This is a genomic window from Pseudomonas sp. PA15(2017) (assembly GCF_001945395.1).
Taxonomy (GTDB): Bacteria; Pseudomonadota; Gammaproteobacteria; order Pseudomonadales; family Pseudomonadaceae; genus Aquipseudomonas.
Genome location: NZ_MSXV01000002.1, coordinates 152,641 through 171,649, shown reverse-complemented (window position 1 = coordinate 171,649; position 19,009 = coordinate 152,641). Strand labels below are relative to the sequence as shown.

Below are 19,009 nucleotides of genomic sequence, written 5' to 3'. Positions count from 1 at the left end.
CTGGGCACGCTCCTTGCGATCAGTGCCGATGCCACCGGCACATCACTCAAAACAACAATACTCCAAGGAGACACCATGTCTCGACTGCCACGATCAGAATCGAATACCGCTTTGCTGGATGAACAGGTGTGGGAGGCCAGATTGTTTTCCGGCACCTGGCGGACGCCCCTGGCGGACGGGTGCAATGCCGTCATCGAGCCCGCCACGGGCGAACGCCTGACCATCACCGGTCAGGCGCGCGCCGAGGATGTCGCCATCGCCACTGCGGCGGCAGCCGCCCAACAGCCGGCCTGGGAGGCCGTGCCGCCGCGCCAGCGTGCCGATATCTTTCTGCGCGCCGCTGCGCTGCTGCAGGCCCAGGCCGACGAATGCGCGCTGTTCATCGCCCGTGAAACCGGCGGCATCCTGCCCAAGGCTCAGCATGAGGTGCGTGAGGCGGTGCTGTTCCTGCAGGTCGCCGCCGGCCAGGTGATGCAGCCCCACGGCCTGGTGCTGCCGAGTAGCACCGGTACTCTGTCCTACGCGCGGCGCCTGCCCCACGGCGTGGTCGGGGTGATCTCGCCGTTCAACTTCCCGCTCATCCTGTCGATCCGCGCCGTGGCCCCGGCACTGGCGGCAGGCAACGCGGTGGTGCTCAAGCCCGACCCACAGACGCCGATCGCCGGTGGCTTCCTGATCGCCCGCCTGTTCGAGCTGGCCGGGCTGCCCGAGGGCGTGTTGCACGTGCTGCCTGGCGGTGCCGATGCCGGTGCGGCGCTGTGCAGCGACCCGCACGTGCGGATGATTGCCTTCACCGGCTCCACCGCAGCCGGGCGCAAGGTCGCGGAAACCGCCGGGCGCCACCTCAAGAAAGTAGCGCTGGAGTTGGGTGGCAAGAACCCGCTGATCATTCTCGACGACGCCGACCTGGAGCGCGCCCAGAGTTGCGCCAGTTGGGGCGCCTTCCTGCATCAGGGGCAAATCTGCATGGCCAGCGGGCTGATCCTGGTGCACGAGTCGCTGCACGAGCGCTTCGTCGAGGGCTTGGTCGAGCGTACCCGGCGCCTGCGCCTGGGTGACCCGGCTGGCGGCGACGTTGAGCTGGGCCCGATGATCAACGAGCACCAGCTGGTAAGAACCCACCAACTGGTGCTCGACAGCGTGGTGGCCGGTGCGCGTCTGCAGGTGGGCGGCCAGTACGACGGTCTGTTCTATCAGCCCACCGTACTCAGCCACCTGGCGCCGGGCATGCCGGCCTTCGACACCGAGCTGTTCGGCCCGGTGGCCTGCGTGGCCAGCTTCGCCAGCGACGAACAGGCCATCGAACTGGCCAACCGCAGCGAATACGGCCTCGCCGCGGCAGTGATCTCCCGCTCCGTGGGCCGCGCCATGGCGATCGGCGCCCAACTACGCGCCGGCATGCTGCACATCAACGACCAGACGGTGAACGACGATGGCGTCAACCCATTCGGCGGCCGTGGCAATTCCGGCAACGGCGGCAGCATGAGCGGCCCGGCCAACTGGGACGAGTTCACCCAGTGGCAGTGGGTGACGGTCAAGGACACCCCGCCGCTGTATCCCTTTTGACCCCCACCCGATTTGCCCACAACAAGAACAAGAGGACGCACCATGAACCTGCATGACAAGACCCTGATCGTGACCGGCGCCGCTTCCGGGATCGGTGCCGAAGTGGCTCGACTGGCACGCTGCGCTGGCGCCCGGGTGATCGCCCTGGATCGTCACGAGCCGCAGATCAGCGTACACGCCTACCACCCGGTCGACCTTGGCGACCCGGCGAGCATCGACCAGGTCATCGCCCGCCTGCCCGAGCGTATCGACGGCCTGTGCAACATCGCTGGCGTACCCGGCACCGCGCCGGCCGAGCTGGTCGGCCGGGTCAATTACCTGGGCCTGCGCCACCTCAGCGAGAGCCTGCTGTCGCGGCTGGCTGGCGGCTGCATCGTCAATGCCGCGTCGATTCTCGGCGCCGAGTGGCCACAGCGCCTCGCCGCGCACAAGGCCCTGGCCGCCACATCGGGTTTCGCGGCCGGCGGCACCTGGCTGGACGCCAATCCGGTCGAGCAGGCCACCTGTTACCAGTACTTCAAGGAGGCACTGATCGTCTGGTCGTACCAGAACGCCTCGCCCTGGTTTCGCGAGCACGACGTGCGCATGAACTGTGTGGCGCCCGGCCCGGTGTTCACGCCGATCCTCGGTGACTTCGTGCAGATGCTCAGCGACGAGCGCCTGCAGCGCGACGGCCGCCACATGAAGCGCCCGGCCCTGGCCGACGAAGTGGCCGCCGTGGTGCTGTTCCTCTGCTCGGATGCGGCGCGCTGGGTGTGCGGCGCCAACATCCCGGTCGATGGCGGGCTGGCAGCCAGCTACGTGTGAGCCTCGCCGAGGCGCCACCACGATCTACGACAAGAACAACAAGACAAGGATCATCACCATGCACGCATCACGTCTCCCGCTTCTGACCCTCGGCCTGGCTGCGCTGGCAGGCACCGCCCAGGCCTACGACCAACCCTCGGTCAACCTCGGCTCCACCAGTTTCTACGACGGCGCGCCCCTGCCTGGCGGGCCCGGCAACTACCTGGTCGAGTACCTGATCTACGGCAAGGCTTCGCGCTTCAACGACGAGCACGGCGACAAGCTGCCGCTGCCCAAGCAGGAGATCGAGACCTTCGCGCCGGTCACCCAATACATTCACCTGGGCCAGCCGATGGCGAGCGGCTGGATGCCCGGCTTCACGGTGATCGTGCCCTGGCTGGCCCATGCCGAGGTAGACGATGGCCTCGACAACGCCGTGCTCAGTTCACGCGAAGGCGTGGGCGACATCGTGCTCGGGGCGTTCCTGCAATCCTCGCTGACCACCCGCGCCGACGGCTCGCCGCTGCTCGCCCAGCGCATCGAGGCCGAGGTGATCCTGCCCACCGGGGCCTATGACCGCGACAAATCGGTCAACCCTGGCGGCAATTTCTGGTCGTTCAACCCCTATTACGCGGCGACTTACTGGTTCACGCCCAGGTGGTCGGTCAGCGGGCGCTTCTGGTACCTGTGGAATGCCAAGAACCGCGATCCGTCGACGGCCTTCGGCGATGTATCGAGCACCCAGGCCGGCCAAGCGCTGCATGCCAACTTCGCCACCCAGTACGCGCTCGACGACAAACTGAGCGTCGGCCTGGCCGGCTACTGGCTCAAGCAGATCAGCGATACCGAGGTCGACGGCCGCGACGTCAGTGGCCGCCGCGAACAGGTCTGGGCCATCGGCCCAGGGCTGACCTACAGCTTCTCGAAGGAGAACATCCTGACCGCCAACAGCTACTTCGAGCAGGGCGCCGAGAACCGCACGGAGGGCAACAAGTTCGTGCTCAGCTTCGTGCACAAGCTGTTCTAGCGCTGGAACGCAGGCAAGGCGCTTACGCCTTGCCTGTTTCACTCGCGCTCGACGTGCCTAGCGCGGCTCGTAAGCCAGCAACGCCTCTGCCAACTGCATGTCACTGTAGGCTGCCAGCTCGCGGCGCTGCTGCAGCGCGCTCAGCGCCGCCTTCAGCATCACCCCACGAATCTGCCCATGACTGCCGACGAAGGCCGCTGCATCGTCCCGGGCCAGCTTCAACTTCTGCTCGAGGCTACTGCTCTCTTTCGATACTTCCTCGGCCAGCTCGGTGCCCTCTCCCGGCTTGGTGGTGGTGAGAAACGGCACCAGGGTCGATAGCACGCCGTAGTATGTCGTGCCCGCCAGCGGGTTCTCATCCAGCTCTGGCGCGACCCGAACCCAGGCATGAGCCGGCAGCGCTGGGAACAGGGCGATCAACAGCAGTGAGGCCTTGAGAAACGAGCGATTACTCAATTCACCGCCACCTTGGTTTCGCTCGATGCGACCGGATCGACCCGCCTGGCATAACGCTGGGCAAGCACCGCGCAGACCATCAGCTGGATCTGGTGGAACAGCATCATCGGCAGGATCATCAAGCCGATGCTGCTGCCGGCGAACAGCACCTGGGCCATTGGTACGCCGGTGGCCAGGCTCTTCTTCGAGCCGCAGAACAGGATGGTGATGCGGTCTTCCTGGTTGAAGCCGCACACCTTGCCGAGCAGCGCGGTGATACCCAGCGCCAGGGCCAGCAACAGGCAGCAGGAGAGGATCAGCAGGCCCAGGGTCGGCCAGGACACCTGATTCCACAGGCCCTCGACCACCGCCGCACTGAAGGCGGTGTAGACCACCAGCAGGATAGAGCTCTGGTCGACGTACTTGAGCCAGTTCTTGTTGCGCCCGACCCAGGCGCCGATCCAGCGCCGGGCGATCTGGCCAAGAATGAACGGCACCAGCAGCTGCAGGGTGATCTTGCCGATGGCATCGAGCAGCGAGCCGCCGCTGCCGTGCACGTCCATCAGCAGCGCCACCAGCAACGGGGTGAGGAAGATGCCGAACAGGCTGGACGCCGCCGCGCTGCAGATCGCGGCAGGGATGTTGCCGCGCGCCAGCGAGGTGAAAGCGATGGCCGACTGCACGGTGGCCGGCAGGGCGCACAGGTAGAGCATGCCCAGGTACAGTTCGGTGCCGATCAGCGGCGACAGCAGCGGCTTGAGCGCCAGGCCCAGCAGCGGGAAGAGGATGAAGGTGCAGCTGAACACCAGCAGGTGCAGGCGCCAGTGGCCGGCGCCGGCGAGGATCGCCTCACGCGACAGCTTGGCACCATGCAGGAAGAACAGCAGGGCGATTGCCAGGTTGGTGATCCAGCCGAACGCCACGGCTGCCTGGCCACTGACGGGCAGGAAGGTGGCGGTGAGCACGACGGCGATCAGCGTCAGGGTGAAGTTGTCGGGCAGTAAGCGAGAGCGGGCCATGGGTGGGACTCCGGGCAGTCGAGGCAGGCAGTTGCCATCCAAAGGCGCTCACTTTACCCTGCCTGGCTATTGCCGACTAACGCCATAAAGCCAGATCATGTCGCCTAACGGACAGAGCAGTATCGCCGAACGCAGCATTCCGCACCTGGAACGCTTGCCCCGCCCGCTCTACGCGCGCAACGAGTCGCTGCCGCGCCAGACCGGCACGCCGCGCCACCGCCACGCCTGGGTGCAGTTGACCTACGCCATTCAGGGCGTGCTGCACGTACACACCGCAGCCGGCCGCTTCGTCGCACCACCGCAGCGGGCCATCTGGATTCCCGCCGGCCTGGAACACGAAGTGCTCAGCTCGGCGAACACCGAAATGCGCAGCCTCTACCTGCAGGACGACAACCCCGAGAGCACAACGCAAAACTGCCGGGTGCTGGGCGTGGATGCGCTGACCCGCGAGTTGATTCGCAGCTTCTGCGAACTACCGGTGGAGTACGACGAAAGCGGGCCGGACGGCCGCCTGGCTCAGGTGCTGCTCGACCGCCTGCGGGCGGCGCCCGAGGTGCACCTGTCGCTGCCGTGGCCAGGCGATGCGCGGCTGTGCACCCTGTGCAGCCAGTTGCAGAATAAACCAGACGACGACCGCACCCTGGCCGCCTGGGGCGAACGGCTCGGCGTGTCGGAAAAGACCCTCAGCCGCCTGTTCCTGCGCGACACCGGCCTGACCTTTCGCGCCTGGCGGCAACGCCTGCGCCTGCTCGGCGCACTGACGCCGCTGGAGCGCGGCGAGCGCGTCACCGACGTTGCCCTGCTCTGCGGCTACGACTCCACTTCAGCCTTCATCGCCGCCTTTCGCCAGCAGTTCGGCGCCACGCCCGGCGAGTTCTTCAGGGCAGCTCTAAAAACGTCGGCGAGGCAGTCAGCGCAAGGCAAAAACAGGCTAAAAAGCGGAGTTTACGTGCTGTAAATGAGCATTTTTAGCCTGTTTTTAACGCCGCGCTGACAACGTAGGTAGTTTTTAGAGGTGCCCTTCAGCGGCTGAATCAGCTGCTGCGGCGCACCTGCAGCCCCGAGTAACCGTGCTCGCCCGGCTCACCGCCGAGCACCAGCTGGCCGCTGTGGGCCAGCTCGCGGGCACGCCAGAACAGGAAGAAGTCGGTGGCGAAGAAGCCGTCGCAGCGCGCCATCACCTCGGCCATCACCCGTGCCAAGGGTTGTGGCTCGGCGCGGGCGTGGCGCAGCAGTGCCGCGTCGATGGCCTGGTAATCCTCGGTGCTGAACGCGCCTGCCTGCCAGCGATGAATCAGCCCGCCATCGGCAACCACGGCACGCCACTGCGCCGCCAGCACGGCAAGGCGTTCAGGCCCGACCGGCTGCGGGTTGGCCAACTCCAGCAGCGCCTGCGGAGCGTGCATGGCCACCGCCCTGCGGCTCTGCACCCAGCTGTTGCCGGTGCCGCAGGCCACTTCGAGCAGGGCGACGCCGCTGCCTTCGAGGGCATCGGCCACACGCGCCAGCAGCAATTGCTCGCTGGCGCTGTCGCCGTGCCAGACGGTCACCGGCCGCTCCTGGCCGGCCAGATCGGCGAGCCACCGCGCATCGGCGGGCAGGTCCGCGGCAAAATCCGGTACCGGCGTCACGCCTGCCGGCCATACCCCACGCCAGAACGCCGCGCGTGCCTCACAGGGCGGCGCGTCGACATCGCCCAGCGGGCCGACGGCCAGGTCGTCGCGCAGCACACGCAGGCCGGCCTCGGCGGCCTCCTGGCCGATCACATGGGTGACGCCGGCGACGGCATTGTCACCACAGACCAGATGCCACATGAGTCCTCCTCGTCGAGCGCTACGGGGTGAGTTTGACGGCCAGCGGCGATTTCTCGCCCTGCTGCCAAGTGCCGGTCAAGCTGCCATCGGCCTGGAATTCGAGTTCGAAGCGGGCCGGTGGTTCGCCGCTTTCGTGGAGGGTGAGAAAGTCCTGCTGGAACTCGCCGCCCAGTTCGATCTGCCTGGCGTGCTTGTCGTAGAAGTAGCTGGCGGACAGGCTGTGGTCGCTATACAGCTGCTCGATCACCAGGGTGATAGGATAAGGCCCGATGCTGCCGTGGTAAACGCCTTGCGCCGTGCTGTTCGCCGGCAGGGTGCAATCGTTGCGCTTTTCCAGCAGCAGGCAGCGGCCGTAGGGGCTGAGGTCGGCGCTCAGGGACTGGTAGCTGGCGCTGTTGCGGAACTCGCCAAGCTCGTCCAGCGCGCGGCTGGCGTGGTTGGCGCAGGTCTCGCCAATCACGCTCAGGCTGTCAGCACCCAGTTGCAAGCGGTCGTAGTCGAGGCCGGCGTCGCGTCGCGTGTCGAGGCATTCGGTGTACATGGCGCGCTGGTCTTCCAGCCACTGCTCATCGTCAGTCAACGTGCCAGGTTTTTCCGGCTTGCTCGGCGGCATGGCCTTGAGAAAATTCTCGAGGCGCTTGACCCGCTGCGCCTGCAGTTCGGTCTGGAGACGCAGCAGCCCCTCGGGGCTGAGCAATTGTGGCAAGCCGATGGGGCGGCCGCTGGCCAGATCGAAATTGTAGCCCCGCGAGCCCTGGCTGCTGTAGGCAGCGGTGTATTCACTGTCGATGCTCAGCGACAGATAACCCGGCCCCTGGCCGCTGATCTGGTAATCGAGGCTGTTCACCCCCCAGTGCTCGCCCTCCTTGGGCTGCACCTTCTCGAAGGGTGATTTGGCGAAGCGCCCCGGCAGCGCCTGCAACTCGCGCGCCTGCAGGAAGGTGTTGATCCGGGCGGTGGCCGGGCTGTCGCCGACCAGCAACGGGAAGCGGTAGGTTTCCCAATCGCTGCGCTTGTCGGTGAGATCGTCGATACGCACATCGGCCAGCGCTGGCAGGGTGAGGGCAAGCAAGGGCAAGAGCAGCAGGCGCACGAAGAACGTCCTTATTCCGGTCACGGGAGGCCGGCAGTATCCGCCACGCCCAGCATGAGCGCCAGGCGCCGGATCAGAGCAGTTTGCCGGGGTTCATCAAACCGGAAGGGTCCAGCGTCTGCTTGAGGCTGCGCATCAGCTCCAGCTCCAGCGGGTCCTTGTAGCGCCGCGCCGCCTCGCGCTTGGCCTGGCCGAGGCCATGCTCGGCGCTGATGCTGCCGGCAAAGGCCGCGGTCACGTCGTAGATGAGGTGCATGATCGCCTCGGCCTGGGCCTTGAACGGGGCATCCTCGCTGCCCAGCGGCTTGCTGATGTTGTAGTGCAGGTTGCCGTCACCAACATGGCCGTAGCAGACGATGCGCACACCTGGGAACGCCTGCTGCAGGCGCTCGTCCGCCTGGGCGATGAAGGCGGCAATGGCGCTGACCGGCACGCTGATATCGTGCTTGAGGCTCGGCCCCTCGTGGTTCTGCGCTTCGGAAATGCCCTCGCGCAGCTTCCATAACGCCGCGACCTGCGCCTCGCTGCTGGCCACGACGGCGTCCAGCGCCTCGCCCTGCTCGAAGGCGGCACCGAGGCCGGTTTCCAGCATGGCGTTGAGCGGCGCCTCGGGCAGCGTGTCACTGAGTTCGATCAACACGTACCAGGGATGCACCGCGGCGAAGGGATCGCTGCAACCCGGTACGTGGCGCAGCACGAACCCCACGCTCTGCCGCGACATCAGCTCGAACCCGGTCAGCCGGTCGCCGCACAATGCGCGCATACGGCCGATCAGCGCCACCGCCGCCTGCGGGCTGGGCAGCGCGACCCAGGCCGTGGTGCGGCTGCGCACCGCCGGATAGAGCTTGAGTACCGCCGCGGTGATGATGCCCAGGGTGCCTTCGCTGCCGATGAACAGATGCTTGAGGTCATAGCCGGTGTTGTCCTTGCGCAGGCCGCGCAAGCCGTTCCACAGGCGCCCGTCGGGTAGCACCACTTCGACGCCCAGGGTCAGGTCGCGCATGTTGCCGTAGCGCAGTACCGCGGTGCCGCCGGCGTTGGTCGCCAGGTTGCCGCCGATGGTGCAACTGCCCTCGGCGCCGAGCGACAGGGGAAACTGGCGGCCTACCGAAGCGGCGGCTTCCTGCACCTGCTGGAGCAACACGCCGGCCTCGACGGTGATGGTTTCGTTGCCCGGATCGACATCACGAATCCGGGTCAGGCGGGTCAGCGACAGCACCACCTGGTGCCCCGAGTCGTCCGGGATCGACCCGCCACACAACCCGGTGTTGCCGCCCTGTGGCACCAGCGGCACGCCGGCCTGGTGACATGCACGAACCACTGCGGCCACTTCCCCGGTGGAGGCCGGGCGCACCACCAGCGCGGCGCGCCCACGGTAGGCATTACGCCAGTCACTGAGGTAGGGCTGCATGGCCGCCGGGTCATCGATCAGGCCGGCCGCGCCGATGATCTCGCCGAGGGTCCGTAGCAGTTCGGCTGGCAGGTGGCTCATGCAAGGGTACTCCGCAGGGAATGGTCAGGATGGCCGCTGACTCGACAGTGCGAGTTCGCCAGCCAGGGACAGAAACCGCTGTACGCAGGCCTCGGCAGATGAAGTCGGCGCTGGCGGCAGTACATGGCAAGGCTTATCGAGCCGCCATGGAAAGTTTGTCGAGCAGATTGCTGCACCGATCAAATCATAAGTCATCGTATAACGAAGTTTAAATCGGCAAGAATCCGCTTATTAGTAAATTCCAAATCGGCAATAACCCGCTCATTTAATAAACAGCGTCCGAAACGACACACAAGAAAAATAATGAAACATTTAATAAATTTTTTATAAATCAATAATTTATACAAATGAAACATTATGAATCGGCTTATCTAAAGATGCTTCATTGACAGGCCGAACAGCGCAGACAATCATCCTCTTGCCGTCATACGACAACGTACGACGCCAACTAATAATAATCATAGGATCCGCTCTCGCCATGAGTCCTCGCAGCAGTCCAGACCGGCACTAACGCCGCCTCGCCATCCCCAATCGCCATATGACTTACCTGCTGATTAATTATCGGGCGGGTTGGGCTTCCTATTAAGTACGCGCTGAAAACAAGCCATCGAGTTGTTCAGGCGTGGCGTTATCGGAGAACTTCCAATGAATAAAATTCTGTCCGCGACCTTGCTGTCCGCAGCCCTGCTGACCACTTCCGCCACCAGTTTCGCCCAGGAGCCGAACTGGCCGACCCGCGCGGTTCAGGTCGTGGTGCCGGCCAACGCCGGCGGCGACACCGACTTCAACGCCCGCATGATGGCCAAGTACTTCACCCAGATTACCGGCAAGCCGATGGTGATCACCAACATGGGCGGTGGCGGCGGCACGGTGGCGGCTTCCCACGTAAAAGAATCATCGGCTGACGGCCACACCATTCTGTTCACCCACACCGGCCAGTTGATCGTCAACGAAGTCGCCGGTCTCAGCGATGACAGCTATGACGCCTTCGACATTTCCTGCATCGCTGGCGTCGACAAGGCGTCGATCTTCGTAGCCTCCAAGCAGTCGGGCATCGACAGCGTCGAGAAGCTGATCGCCCAGGCCAAGGAAAAGCCCAAGAGCATCTCCTACGGCACCGAGATGGGTAACTTTTCCCATCTGCAGGGCCTGATGTTCGAGAAACGCACCGGTACCGAGCTGCGCTACATCGACACCGGCACCGTGGCCGAGCGCATCGTCGCGCTGCTGGGCGGGCGCATTGACATGGGCGCGATCAGCTACGGCGCGCTGCAGGACTACATCCAGAGCGGCGCGATGAACGCCCTGGCGCAGCCCAACGAGGAGCGCAACCCGCTGGTTGGCGACATCCCCACCTTCCGCGAGAAGGACGTCGACCTGATCGTCGAGAAGCCCTACGTGGTGGCCTTCCCGAAAGGCACCGACGCCGCCATCGTCGCCAAGATGGCCGAGGTCATGAAACAGATCACCGAGATCCCCAGCTACGGCGAGGAGCTGGCCAAGACCTACAAGCAGCCGGTGGCCTACTACGGCACGGATGACGCCATTGCCATGCTCAAGGAGCACCGCGAGGAGTTCATGCAGTTCAAGGACGCCCTGCGGCAATCGAACTGATCCCTGCAGCCGCAAGCCCCCGCTTGCGGCTTTTTCATTCCCCGATCCATAGGAGTTCGCTGTGGATGCTTTCAAGCGAAAAGAGCTGATCACCGGCGGCTTCATGCTGGCCGCCGGCGTCGCTTACCTGCTGGCCACCATGAGCCTGCCGCGCAAGTCGTTCATCGACGCCGCGTTCGTGCCTTACGTACTGGCGATCTTCATGTGCGGGCTGGGCGTGCTGCAGCTGGTATTCGGCTTTCGCAACGCGCCGGCCGCCGACGCCCCGGCCGACGACAAGAAGGGCGAGGTCTCCGAGTACGGCACGGTGATCAAGACCCTGGCGCTGATCGCCGCCTACATCGCCACCCTGGAGCCTATCGGCTTTCCCATCGTCACGGCGATTTACCTGTACCTACAGTTCATCGTGCTGACGCCCCACGGGCAGAAGATCGGCCACGTGACCTACGTGATCACGGCGATCATCTCGGCCATCGTCATCTACCTCATCTTCCGCCAGGGCTTCGATCTGATGCTGCCCTCCGGCGTGCTGAACATCTAGGAGGCGCGCGATGCTCGACTTGATGACACACGGCTTCGCCGCCGTCTTTTCGCTGCAGATCTTCATCCTCATCACCATCGGCGTGGTGGTCGGCATCATCTTCGGCGCCGTACCGGGCCTGTCGGCCACCATGGCCGTGGCGCTGTGCCTGCCGCTGACCTTCACCATGGGCCCGGCCGCCGGCCTGTCGCTGCTGGTGGCGCTCTACGTGGGGGCGATCTCCGGCAGCCTGATCCCGTCGATCCTGCTGAAGATTCCCGGCACGCCCTCATCGATCGCCACGGTGTTCGATGGCGGGCCGATGATGGAAAAGGGCGAAGGCTTCAAGGCCCTCGGCATCGGTATCGTGTTCTCGTTCCTGGGCACCTTCTTCGGGATCGGCGCGCTGATGTTCATCGCCCCGATGCTGGCCAAGGTGGCGCTCAGTTTCGGCCCCCACGAATATTTCGCCATCGCCATCTTCTCCCTGACCCTGATCGCCACGCTGTCCACCGGCTCGCTGACCAAGGGCGTATTCTCCGGCGCCCTGGGCTTCGCCTTCTCAACCGTCGGCATCGCCCCGGTGGATGCGATCCGCCGCTTCACCTTCGACCAGTCCAACCTCAACGGCGGCTTCGCCATGCTGGCGGTGATGATCGGCATGTTCGCCGTCGCCGAGGTGATTCGCCTGGCCGAGACCGGGCGCCACGCCGGCATGACCAAGGTCAAGCCGCTGGACATGTCCAAGGTGCGCGGCTTCGGCTTCTCGCTGAAGGAATTCGTCGGCCAGCTGCGCAACGCCTTCCGCTCGGCGATGATCGGCCTGGGCATCGGCGTGCTGCCGGGCGTGGGTTCGGGCACCTCGAACATCATTTCCTACATCGTGGCGAAGAAGCGCGCCAAGGACCCGGACTCCTACGGCAAGGGCAACCCTGGCGGCGTGGTGGCCAGCGAAACCTGCAACAGCGCGGCCATCGGTGGCGCCATGGTGCCGTTGCTGACCCTCGGCATTCCGGGTGACACGGTGACCGCCATGCTGCTCGGCGGCTTCCTGATTCACGGCATCCAGCCCGGCCCGCTGCTGTTCATCACCCAGGGGCCGCTGGTGTACACCATCTTCGCCGCGCTGATCCTGGCCACGGTGATCATGCTGGTGCTGGAGTTCTACGGCCTGCGCATCTTCATCAAGCTGCTGTCGGTGCCCAAGCACATCCTGCTGCCGATCATCCTGGTGCTCTGCGTGGTCGGGGCCTTCGGCCTCAACAGCCGCCTGTTCGATGCCTGGAGCATCCTGCTGTTCGGCATTCTCGGCTACGGCTTCATCAAGGCCGGCATGCCGGCGCCGCCGTTCATCATCGGTTTCATCCTCGGGCCGATGGCCGAGACCAACCTGCGCCGCGGGCTGATGCTTTCCGACGGCAGCTTCACCGCCTTCCTGACCAGCCCGATCTCGGCGCTGTTCCTCGGTTTGGCGGCGCTGTCGGTGCTCTGGCACGCCTACAGCCTGCTGCGGGCCAGGAAAGACAAGAAACCTTCCGAGGCGTTGTCGACGAGTTGATTGCCCGCTCCTGAAACGAAACAAGCGCCCTGGGGCGCTTGTTTCGTTTCCGCGAGGTAAAAACCTATTCGGGCTTCTTCAGCTTCGGATTGGGAAAGAACTGCACGGCCTTGACCTTGGGGTCAGCCGGTTTCTTCGGCGTCAGGGCGCTGACGTTGACGCGGGTCGGCAGCTCCCTGGCGACCGAGTTGCCACGCTCGTCCAAGGTGTCGGCGTAACCGCACTGCACGCATTCGCGGTGCGGCACGCCGTCGACGTTCCACATCTTGATGCTGTCCATCTCGCTGCACGCCGGGCATACGGCACCGGCGATGAAACGCTTGGGCGTGATGTCTGCAGGGGCGTCACTCATGCCGCCTCCGCACTCAGACCCAGATGGCGCAATAGCGCGTCGATGCTCGGCTCACGGCCGCGGAAATCGACGAACAGCACCATCGGCGCCTGGGAACCACCGCGGGCCAGGATCGCCTCGCGGAAGGCCCGACCGGTCTGCGGGTTGAGCACGCCCTCTTCCTCGAACTTCGAGAAGGCATCGGCGCTCAGCACTTCGGCCCACTTGTAGCTGTAGTAACCGGCCGCATAACCGCCGGCAAAGATGTGCGCGAAGCTGTTGGGGAAGCGGTTGTAGGCCGGCGGACGCAGCACCGAGACCTCGTCACGAATGCCCTCGAGCACCTCCAGCACGCTGCGGCCATCGCCGTGGGTAACGTGCAGTTCGAAGTCGAACAGCGAGAATTCCAGCTGGCGCACCATCATCAGGCCGGACTGGAAGTTCTTGGCGGCCAGCATCTTGTCGAGCAGGTCCTGGGGCAACGGCTCGCCGGTTTCATAGTGACCGGAGATCAGCGCCAGGCCCTCGGGCTCCCAGCACCAGTTTTCCATGAACTGGCTCGGCAGCTCCACGGCATCCCAGGCCACGCCATTGATGCCGGACACGCCGACGTGCTCGACGCGGGTCAGCAGGTGATGCAGGCCATGGCCGAACTCGTGAAAAAGCGTGGTGACTTCATCGTGAGTCAACAGCGCCGGCTTGCCGGCCGAAGCAGGGGTGAAGTTGCACACCAGGTTGGCCACCGGGCTGACCAGCTCGCCGCCGACCGCGCGGCGCTTGTCGCGGGCGCCGTCCATCCAGGCACCGCCACGCTTGTTGGCGCGGGCGTAGAGGTCGAAGAAGAAGCGCCCGACGTGCTGGCCGTTCTCGGAAATCTCGAACAGGCGCACGTCCGGGTGCCAGGTGTCGAAATCACGCAGTTCCTTGATCTGGATGCCGTAGAGCTTCTCGACGATGGCGAACAGGCCGCCGAGCACCTTGTCGATCGGGAAGTAGGCGCGCAGGATTTCCTGGGAAATGCTGTAGCGCTGCTCGCGCAGCTTCTCGCTGTAGTAGCCCACGTCCCAGCTTTGCAGGTCGTTGCAGCCCTGCTCGGCGGCGAAGGCGCGCAGCTCGGTCAAGTCCTGCTCGGCGAACGGCTTGCTGCGCACCGCCAGGTCGCGCAGGAAGCTCAGCACCTGCTCGCTGGACTCGGCCATCTTGCTGGCCAGGCTCAGTTCGGCGTAATTGCCGAAGCCCAGCAGGCGCGCCAGCTCCTGGCGCAGCTCGAGAATCTCGGCCATCACCGGGCCGTTGTCGTTCTGCCCGGCATTCGGCCCTTGGTCAGAGGCACGGGTGCAATAGGCCGCGTACAGCTCTTCGCGCAGGGCACGGTTGTCGGCGTAGGTCATCACCGCGTAGTAGCTGGGGAATTCCAGGGTGATCAGCCAGCCCGAGAGGTTCTTGGCTTCGGCGGCCTGCTGCATCTGCGCCTTGGCCGACTCGGTGATGCCGGCCAGCAGACTTTCGTCCTCGATGTGCTTGGTCCAGGCCTGGGTGGCGTCCAGCAGCTGATTGGAGAAGCGGCTGCCCAGCTCGGACAGGCGCATCTGGATCTCGCCATAACGCTTCTGCTGCTCGGACGGCAGGTCGATACCGGACAGACGGAAGTCACGCAGGGCGTGTTCGAGAATGGTCTTTTGCGCGACATCGAAACTGGCCGCATCGGGGCTGGCCGCCAGCGCCTCGTAGGCCTGGAACAGGGCGCGGTTCTGGCCCATTTCCGTCCAGTATTCGGAAAGCTTCGGCAGGCAGGCCTCATAGGCGGCGCGCAGCTCGGGGTTGTTGCGCACGGCATTGAGGTGGCTGACCGGGCTCCAGGCGCGGCCCAGCTTGGCGCCCTGCTCGTCGAGCGCGTCGATCAGCCTTTCCCAGCGCGGCGCATCGCCCTGGCTGGCCAGCACCTTGGCGACCACGCTGCGGCTCTCGGCGAGAATGGCATCCACCGCCGGCTCTACATGCTCGGGCAGGATGGTCGAATACGGCGGCAGGTCGAAATCTTGCAGCAGGGGATTGTTCGCACTCACGTCGGGTACCTGTGGTGGAATGAATTAAAAACAGTGAAGGGCACCTCTAAAAACTACCTGCGTTGCCATCGCTGCGTTGAAACAGGCTCAAAATGCTCATTTACAACTCTTGAACTGCGCTTTCTCGCCTTTTTTTGCCTTGCGCTGACTGCCTCGCCTACGTTTTTAGAGATGCCCTGACAACTGATATGGCGGTCATCTTAATTACAATCAACCCCCAGCGTAACTTCAGAGGTTTCTATCGTGGCGATTCGTACTTATCAGGGCACAAAACCGACGCTCGGTGATCGGGTGTTCGTCGACAGCTCGGCGGTGGTCATCGGCGACGTGGAGATCGGCGAGGACAGTTCGGTATGGCCGCTGACCGTGATCCGTGGCGACATGCACCGTATCCGCATCGGCAAGCGCACCAGCGTGCAGGACGGCAGCGTGCTGCACATCACCCATGCCGGCCCGTTCAACCCGGACGGTTTCCCGTTGATCATCGGCAACGAAGTGACCATCGGCCACAAGGTGATGCTGCACGGCTGCACCCTGGGCAGCCGCATCCTGGTCGGCATGGGCAGCACGGTGATGGACGGCGCGGTGGTCGAGGACGACGTGATCATCGGCGCCGGCAGCCTGGTGCCACCGGGCAAGGTGCTGGAAAGCGGTTTCCTGTATGTCGGCAGCCCAGTGAAACAGGCACGCCCGTTGACCGACAAGGAGCGCCACTTCTTCAGCTACACCGCCGGCAACTATGTGAGGCTCAAGGATCAGCATATCGCCGAAGGCTACGACCAATCACCGACAGCCGAGCGTGCAAGCACGAACGCAAAGGTGTAACCTTCATTTGACGCTTAATTTAATTCAAATGAAGGAGGCAACATGACCGTTACCGCAATGCGTCAGGCCAAACAGGGCAAGGATGACCACTCGCCGGTAATCGCCGCCTTCTGGGATTTCAGCGCCGGCCGCGAAAAGCTCAGCGAAGCCGAGCGCCTGCAGCAGATTCGCGACGGCTTCGCCGCCGACCTGGTGCAGGCAGTGAAAGCGACCTTCACCCTGCCCGAGCGCAGCCTGGAAGTTCTTCTTAACGCGTCGATCTCGACCCTCGAGCGCCGCCGCCGCGAGCGCAAGGTGCTCGATCCGGTGGCCTCCGAGCGCCTGGATCGCATCGCCATGGTCTGCCAACTGGCCGAGGACGTGTTCGAAAGCCGCCAGGCCGCCGCCGAGTGGATGTCGCGGGCCAATCGCTCCCTCGGCGATCAGGCGCCGATCATGCTCTGCGAGACGGAAATCGGCGCCAAACAGGTACGCCGGGTGCTCAATGCCCTCGATTGGGGTGGCGCCGCCTGATGCGTGCCTGGCGCGTGGCCAAGGCCAAGCGGGCCACCGATTTGTCCGGGCGTGGCGCCGCCATCGAAGGTGGGCGCTGGAACGAGCAGGACGTGGCCGCCGTGTACATGGGCCTGAGCCCCGGCATCTGCTGCCTCGAAACCTTCGTGCATGCCGAAGGCCCGCCGGCGATGCCGATGAAGATCACCTGTTTCGAGCTACCGGACGATGCAGACCTCTACTGGGAGCCGGCGGCCAGCGAATTGCCAAAAGGCTGGAGCGCGTTGCCGGTGGATCGTCCGAGCATGGATTTCGGCAGCGCCTGGCTGCGCGCGGTCAACCACCTCGGCCTGATCGTGCCCTCTGCGGTGCTGCCGCTGGAGCGCAACCTGGTGGTCAACCCGCTGCACCCGGCCATCAGCCGTATCCGCATCGTCGACACCTACGACTTCACCTACGACCCACGCATGTTCAAGGCGTGATCAGCCTCTAGGAAACCCCGTGAATATCCGTCCCATCAACGAAACCGATTTCGATCAGGTCTGGCCTATCATCCGTGATGTCGTCCAGGGCCAGGAAACCTACGCCTATGACCCGGCCATGGACCGTGAGACGGCCTGGAAAACCTGGGTCGAACTGCCACGTGCCACCTTCGTGGCCGAAGAACACGGGCAGATCCTCGGCACCTATTACATCAAGGCCAACGCCGCAGGGCCGGGCGACCACGTGTGCAACTGTGGCTACATGACCTCGCCGGCCGCCCGCGGCAAGGGCGTGGCGAGCGCGCTGTGCCAACACTCGCTGCAGGTTGCCCACGAGCTGGGCTTCCAGGCCATGCAGTTCAACTCCGTGGTGGCCAGCAACACCGTCGCCGTGGCGCTGTGGCAGAAACACGGTTTCGCCATCGTCGGCACCCTGCCCAAGGCTTACCGCCACCGCACGCTGGGCCTGGTGGATTGCCATGTGATGTATCGCTGGCTGGATGATTGAGCCCATTCCGTAGCCCGGCGTGGAGCGCAGCGAAACCCGGGATCATCTCCTGGGTATCGCTACGCTCAACCACAGGCTACGAGCTGGTGATTATCTGTGGGAGCGGGCCATGCCCGCGATTTTTCGCGCGCATGGCGCGCTCCCACAGTGGTTCGGCGAACGGCTGCTCCTGCCCTGCTGCAGTCGATAAGTTAGTAGCTCCCGAGCTGACTACGACCTGAAACGCGCCAGCGAGAACGCCGACAGATCTGCCCCGCCGGTCTCACCACAATGCCCCATGGCCAGCGCTTCGCTGATACCGGCGGAATGCTTGAAGCCGTGCCCAGAGCAGGCCGACACCAAGGTTACGTTGGCCATCTGCGGATGGGTATCGATGATGAAGTTGAAGTCCGGCGTGATGGTATAAGTGCACACCTTGGACTTCAGTACCCGCCGGGAAACCCCGAGCAGCCGGCCAGCCACGTGGGCGTCGTACAGGGCGTCGATATCCGCCTGGCGGACGCTGCGATCCAGGGCATCGGGGTCGCAGCCTTCGAGGTACTGCTCGGTGGCGATCTTGATGGCGTTCTCGCCCGGCAGCGGCGGGAAACCGTAGCAACTGTCGGTATCCGCCGCGCCGTGCAGCAGGATGTAAACCGGCGAGCCGGCAGCGAAACGCTCCGGCTCGTCCAGCTCGAACCACACCAGTTGCTGGCGACAGACCTTCAACAAGCCCTCGACAGACGCGCCCAGCAGCCGGCCCGTCCACATCCCGGCACAGACGATCGCCCTGTCCGCCGTAAGCGTACCACTGCCCGTGCGCACCCGAACGCCTCCGGCATCTGACTCGATAGCCTCGACCCGCGTATGGGTGTGCAAGGCCGCGCCCAGTTGCTCGGCCAGCCGCAGCTGTACTTCGATGGCCCTCTCGGGGCGCACGTAACCGGCGCCCGGCTCGTAATAGCCGGTGGCAGCATCGCCGAAGCCGCCGAATTGCGGGAAGCGCTGACGGATGGCGGCGGCCTCCAGCAGGCTGTGTTCGATGCCAAAGCGCTTGGCCAGCGCTGCCGTTTCGCCACCGAAGTCAGGCGTGCCATGGCCGCGGGTCGGCTCCTGGCTGCTGCTCAGCATCAGCATGCCGCAGGCTTCGAACAAAGCTTCGCCGCTCTGCGCCTCCAGCTCACGCCAGATGCGTTGGGAATTGAGCGCCAGCGGCACATAGGCCGCGCCCTCGCCCACCGCCTGGCGGGTGATGCGCGTGTCGCCATGGCTGGAGCCCTGGTCGTGGGGCGGCGCATAGCGGTCAACGCCGGCCACGCGCACGCCGCGCTTGGCCAGTTGGTAAAGGGTGGCGGCGCCCATGGCGCCCAGGCCGATCACGATAACGTCGTAGTGCATGGGG

The 19,009-nt window shown here is 64.8% G+C and carries 18 protein-coding genes and 1 pseudogene; 11 read left to right on the top strand and 8 right to left on the bottom strand.

What is annotated here, in order from left to right:
* Positions 1-75: 75 nt before the first annotated feature.
* From BVH03_RS01135 to BVH03_RS01125, 3 genes are read left to right on the top strand one after another with little or no spacing between them, the layout of a single operon-like run.
* On the top strand, positions 76-1,566 hold the full coding sequence (locus tag BVH03_RS01135) for a benzaldehyde dehydrogenase (protein WP_075959475.1): 1,491 nt from the start codon (positions 76-78) through the stop codon (positions 1,564-1,566).
* Positions 1,567-1,608: 42 nt separating this feature from the next.
* Positions 1,609-2,373: a coniferyl-alcohol dehydrogenase gene (locus tag BVH03_RS01130; RefSeq protein ID WP_075959474.1), complete on the top strand. Its 765-nt coding sequence runs from the start codon at positions 1,609-1,611 to the stop codon at positions 2,371-2,373.
* 58 nt (positions 2,374-2,431) lie between these two features.
* A complete protein-coding gene (locus tag BVH03_RS01125) occupies positions 2,432-3,379 on the top strand; it encodes a transporter (protein ID WP_075959473.1) in 948 nt (315 codons plus the stop codon).
* A 57-nt stretch (positions 3,380-3,436) separates the two neighbouring features.
* On the opposite strand, the gene BVH03_RS25595 is transcribed toward BVH03_RS01125, so the two are convergent.
* On the bottom strand, positions 3,437-3,835 hold the full coding sequence (locus BVH03_RS25595; protein ID WP_075959472.1) for a DUF2388 domain-containing protein: 399 nt from the start codon (positions 3,833-3,835) through the stop codon (positions 3,437-3,439).
* Positions 3,832-4,833 carry a bile acid:sodium symporter family protein gene (locus BVH03_RS01115; protein WP_075959471.1) on the bottom strand — a complete coding sequence of 334 codons (1,002 nt, stop codon included), beginning with the start codon at positions 4,831-4,833 and terminating at the stop codon, positions 3,832-3,834. The genes BVH03_RS25595 and BVH03_RS01115 overlap by 4 nt, the downstream gene beginning before the upstream one ends.
* 97 nt (positions 4,834-4,930) lie before the next feature.
* Between BVH03_RS01115 and BVH03_RS01110 the strand changes: the two are divergent.
* Positions 4,931-5,716 (top strand): annotated as a pseudogene (locus BVH03_RS01110) (helix-turn-helix transcriptional regulator); the annotation flags it as partial.
* A 151-nt stretch (positions 5,717-5,867) separates the two neighbouring features.
* On the opposite strand, the gene BVH03_RS01105 reads toward BVH03_RS01110, so the two are convergent.
* From BVH03_RS01105 to BVH03_RS01095, 3 genes are all read right to left on the bottom strand, one after another.
* On the bottom strand, positions 5,868-6,647 hold the full coding sequence (locus BVH03_RS01105; protein WP_075959470.1) for a DUF1835 domain-containing protein: 780 nt from the start codon (positions 6,645-6,647) through the stop codon (positions 5,868-5,870).
* Between the two features lie 19 nt (positions 6,648-6,666).
* Complete coding sequence (locus BVH03_RS01100; RefSeq protein WP_075959469.1) at positions 6,667-7,740, bottom strand: hypothetical protein; 1,074 nt, start codon at positions 7,738-7,740, stop codon at positions 6,667-6,669.
* A gap of 73 nt (positions 7,741-7,813) precedes the next feature.
* Complete coding sequence (locus tag BVH03_RS01095; protein ID WP_075959468.1) at positions 7,814-9,232, bottom strand: FAD-binding oxidoreductase; 1,419 nt, start codon at positions 9,230-9,232, stop codon at positions 7,814-7,816.
* Positions 9,233-9,877: 645 nt separating this feature from the next.
* Here BVH03_RS01095 and BVH03_RS01090 point away from each other — a divergent pair.
* From BVH03_RS01090 to BVH03_RS01080, 3 genes are all read left to right on the top strand, one after another.
* Entirely contained in the window at positions 9,878-10,846 is a 969-nt protein-coding gene (locus tag BVH03_RS01090) for a tripartite tricarboxylate transporter substrate binding protein (protein WP_075959467.1), read from the top strand.
* Between the two features lie 61 nt (positions 10,847-10,907).
* Positions 10,908-11,387, top strand: coding sequence for a tripartite tricarboxylate transporter TctB family protein (locus BVH03_RS01085; RefSeq protein WP_075959466.1), 480 nt, complete (start codon positions 10,908-10,910; stop codon positions 11,385-11,387).
* Positions 11,388-11,397: 10 nt separating this feature from the next.
* A complete protein-coding gene (locus BVH03_RS01080; protein ID WP_075959465.1) occupies positions 11,398-12,924 on the top strand; it encodes a tripartite tricarboxylate transporter permease in 1,527 nt (508 codons plus the stop codon).
* 64 nt (positions 12,925-12,988) lie between these two features.
* On the opposite strand, the gene BVH03_RS01075 is transcribed toward BVH03_RS01080, so the two are convergent.
* Together BVH03_RS01075 and prlC are read right to left on the bottom strand one after the other, a co-directional pair.
* Complete coding sequence (locus BVH03_RS01075) at positions 12,989-13,276, bottom strand: YheV family putative zinc ribbon protein (protein ID WP_075959464.1); 288 nt, start codon at positions 13,274-13,276, stop codon at positions 12,989-12,991.
* Positions 13,273-15,321, bottom strand: coding sequence for an oligopeptidase A (gene prlC / locus BVH03_RS01070; RefSeq protein WP_075959463.1), 2,049 nt, complete (start codon positions 15,319-15,321; stop codon positions 13,273-13,275). Before prlC ends, BVH03_RS01075 begins: the two co-directional genes overlap by 4 nt.
* A 243-nt stretch (positions 15,322-15,564) precedes the next feature.
* Between prlC and BVH03_RS01065 the strand changes: the two genes are divergently transcribed.
* From BVH03_RS01065 to BVH03_RS01050, 4 genes are read left to right on the top strand one after another with little or no spacing between them, the layout of a single operon-like run.
* Positions 15,565-16,146, top strand: coding sequence for a gamma carbonic anhydrase family protein (locus tag BVH03_RS01065; protein ID WP_075959462.1), 582 nt, complete (start codon positions 15,565-15,567; stop codon positions 16,144-16,146).
* A gap of 42 nt (positions 16,147-16,188) precedes the next feature.
* Positions 16,189-16,659 (top strand): antitoxin Xre/MbcA/ParS toxin-binding domain-containing protein, encoded by a 471-nt coding sequence (locus tag BVH03_RS01060; protein WP_075959461.1) that lies wholly within the window; start codon positions 16,189-16,191, stop codon positions 16,657-16,659.
* Positions 16,659-17,120 (top strand): RES family NAD+ phosphorylase, encoded by a 462-nt coding sequence (locus BVH03_RS01055; RefSeq protein WP_075959460.1) that lies wholly within the window; start codon positions 16,659-16,661, stop codon positions 17,118-17,120. Before BVH03_RS01060 ends, BVH03_RS01055 begins: the two co-directional genes overlap by 1 nt.
* Before the next feature lie 19 nt (positions 17,121-17,139).
* On the top strand, positions 17,140-17,628 hold the full coding sequence (locus BVH03_RS01050) for a GNAT family N-acetyltransferase (protein ID WP_075959459.1): 489 nt from the start codon (positions 17,140-17,142) through the stop codon (positions 17,626-17,628).
* A 210-nt stretch (positions 17,629-17,838) separates the two neighbouring features.
* Here BVH03_RS01050 and solA read toward each other — a convergent pair whose 3' ends face one another.
* Positions 17,839-19,005, bottom strand: coding sequence for an N-methyl-L-tryptophan oxidase (solA, locus tag BVH03_RS01045; protein ID WP_075959458.1), 1,167 nt, complete (start codon positions 19,003-19,005; stop codon positions 17,839-17,841).
* Positions 19,006-19,009 lie beyond the last annotated feature (4 nt).

Bases quoted from the DNA above. Each gene is read 5' to 3' on its own strand.
- BVH03_RS01135 (WP_075959475.1), top strand. From the start codon at position 76: ATGTCTCGACTGCCACGATCAGAATCGAATACCGCTTTGCTGGATGAA.
- BVH03_RS01130 (WP_075959474.1), top strand. From the start codon at position 1,609: ATGAACCTGCATGACAAGACCCTGATCGTGACCGGCGCCGCTTCCGGG.
- BVH03_RS01125 (WP_075959473.1), top strand. From the start codon at position 2,432: ATGCACGCATCACGTCTCCCGCTTCTGACCCTCGGCCTGGCTGCGCTG.
- BVH03_RS01115 (WP_075959471.1), bottom strand. From the start codon at position 4,833: ATGGCCCGCTCTCGCTTACTGCCCGACAACTTCACCCTGACGCTGATC.
- BVH03_RS01105 (WP_075959470.1), bottom strand. From the start codon at position 6,647: ATGTGGCATCTGGTCTGTGGTGACAATGCCGTCGCCGGCGTCACCCAT.
- BVH03_RS01095 (WP_075959468.1), bottom strand. From the start codon at position 9,232: ATGAGCCACCTGCCAGCCGAACTGCTACGGACCCTCGGCGAGATCATC.
- BVH03_RS01090 (WP_075959467.1), top strand. From the start codon at position 9,878: ATGAATAAAATTCTGTCCGCGACCTTGCTGTCCGCAGCCCTGCTGACC.
- BVH03_RS01080 (WP_075959465.1), top strand. From the start codon at position 11,398: ATGCTCGACTTGATGACACACGGCTTCGCCGCCGTCTTTTCGCTGCAG.
- BVH03_RS01075 (WP_075959464.1), bottom strand. From the start codon at position 13,276: ATGAGTGACGCCCCTGCAGACATCACGCCCAAGCGTTTCATCGCCGGT.
- BVH03_RS01060 (WP_075959461.1), top strand. From the start codon at position 16,189: ATGACCGTTACCGCAATGCGTCAGGCCAAACAGGGCAAGGATGACCAC.
- BVH03_RS01055 (WP_075959460.1), top strand. From the start codon at position 16,659: ATGCGTGCCTGGCGCGTGGCCAAGGCCAAGCGGGCCACCGATTTGTCC.
- solA (WP_075959458.1), bottom strand. From the start codon at position 19,005: ATGCACTACGACGTTATCGTGATCGGCCTGGGCGCCATGGGCGCCGCC.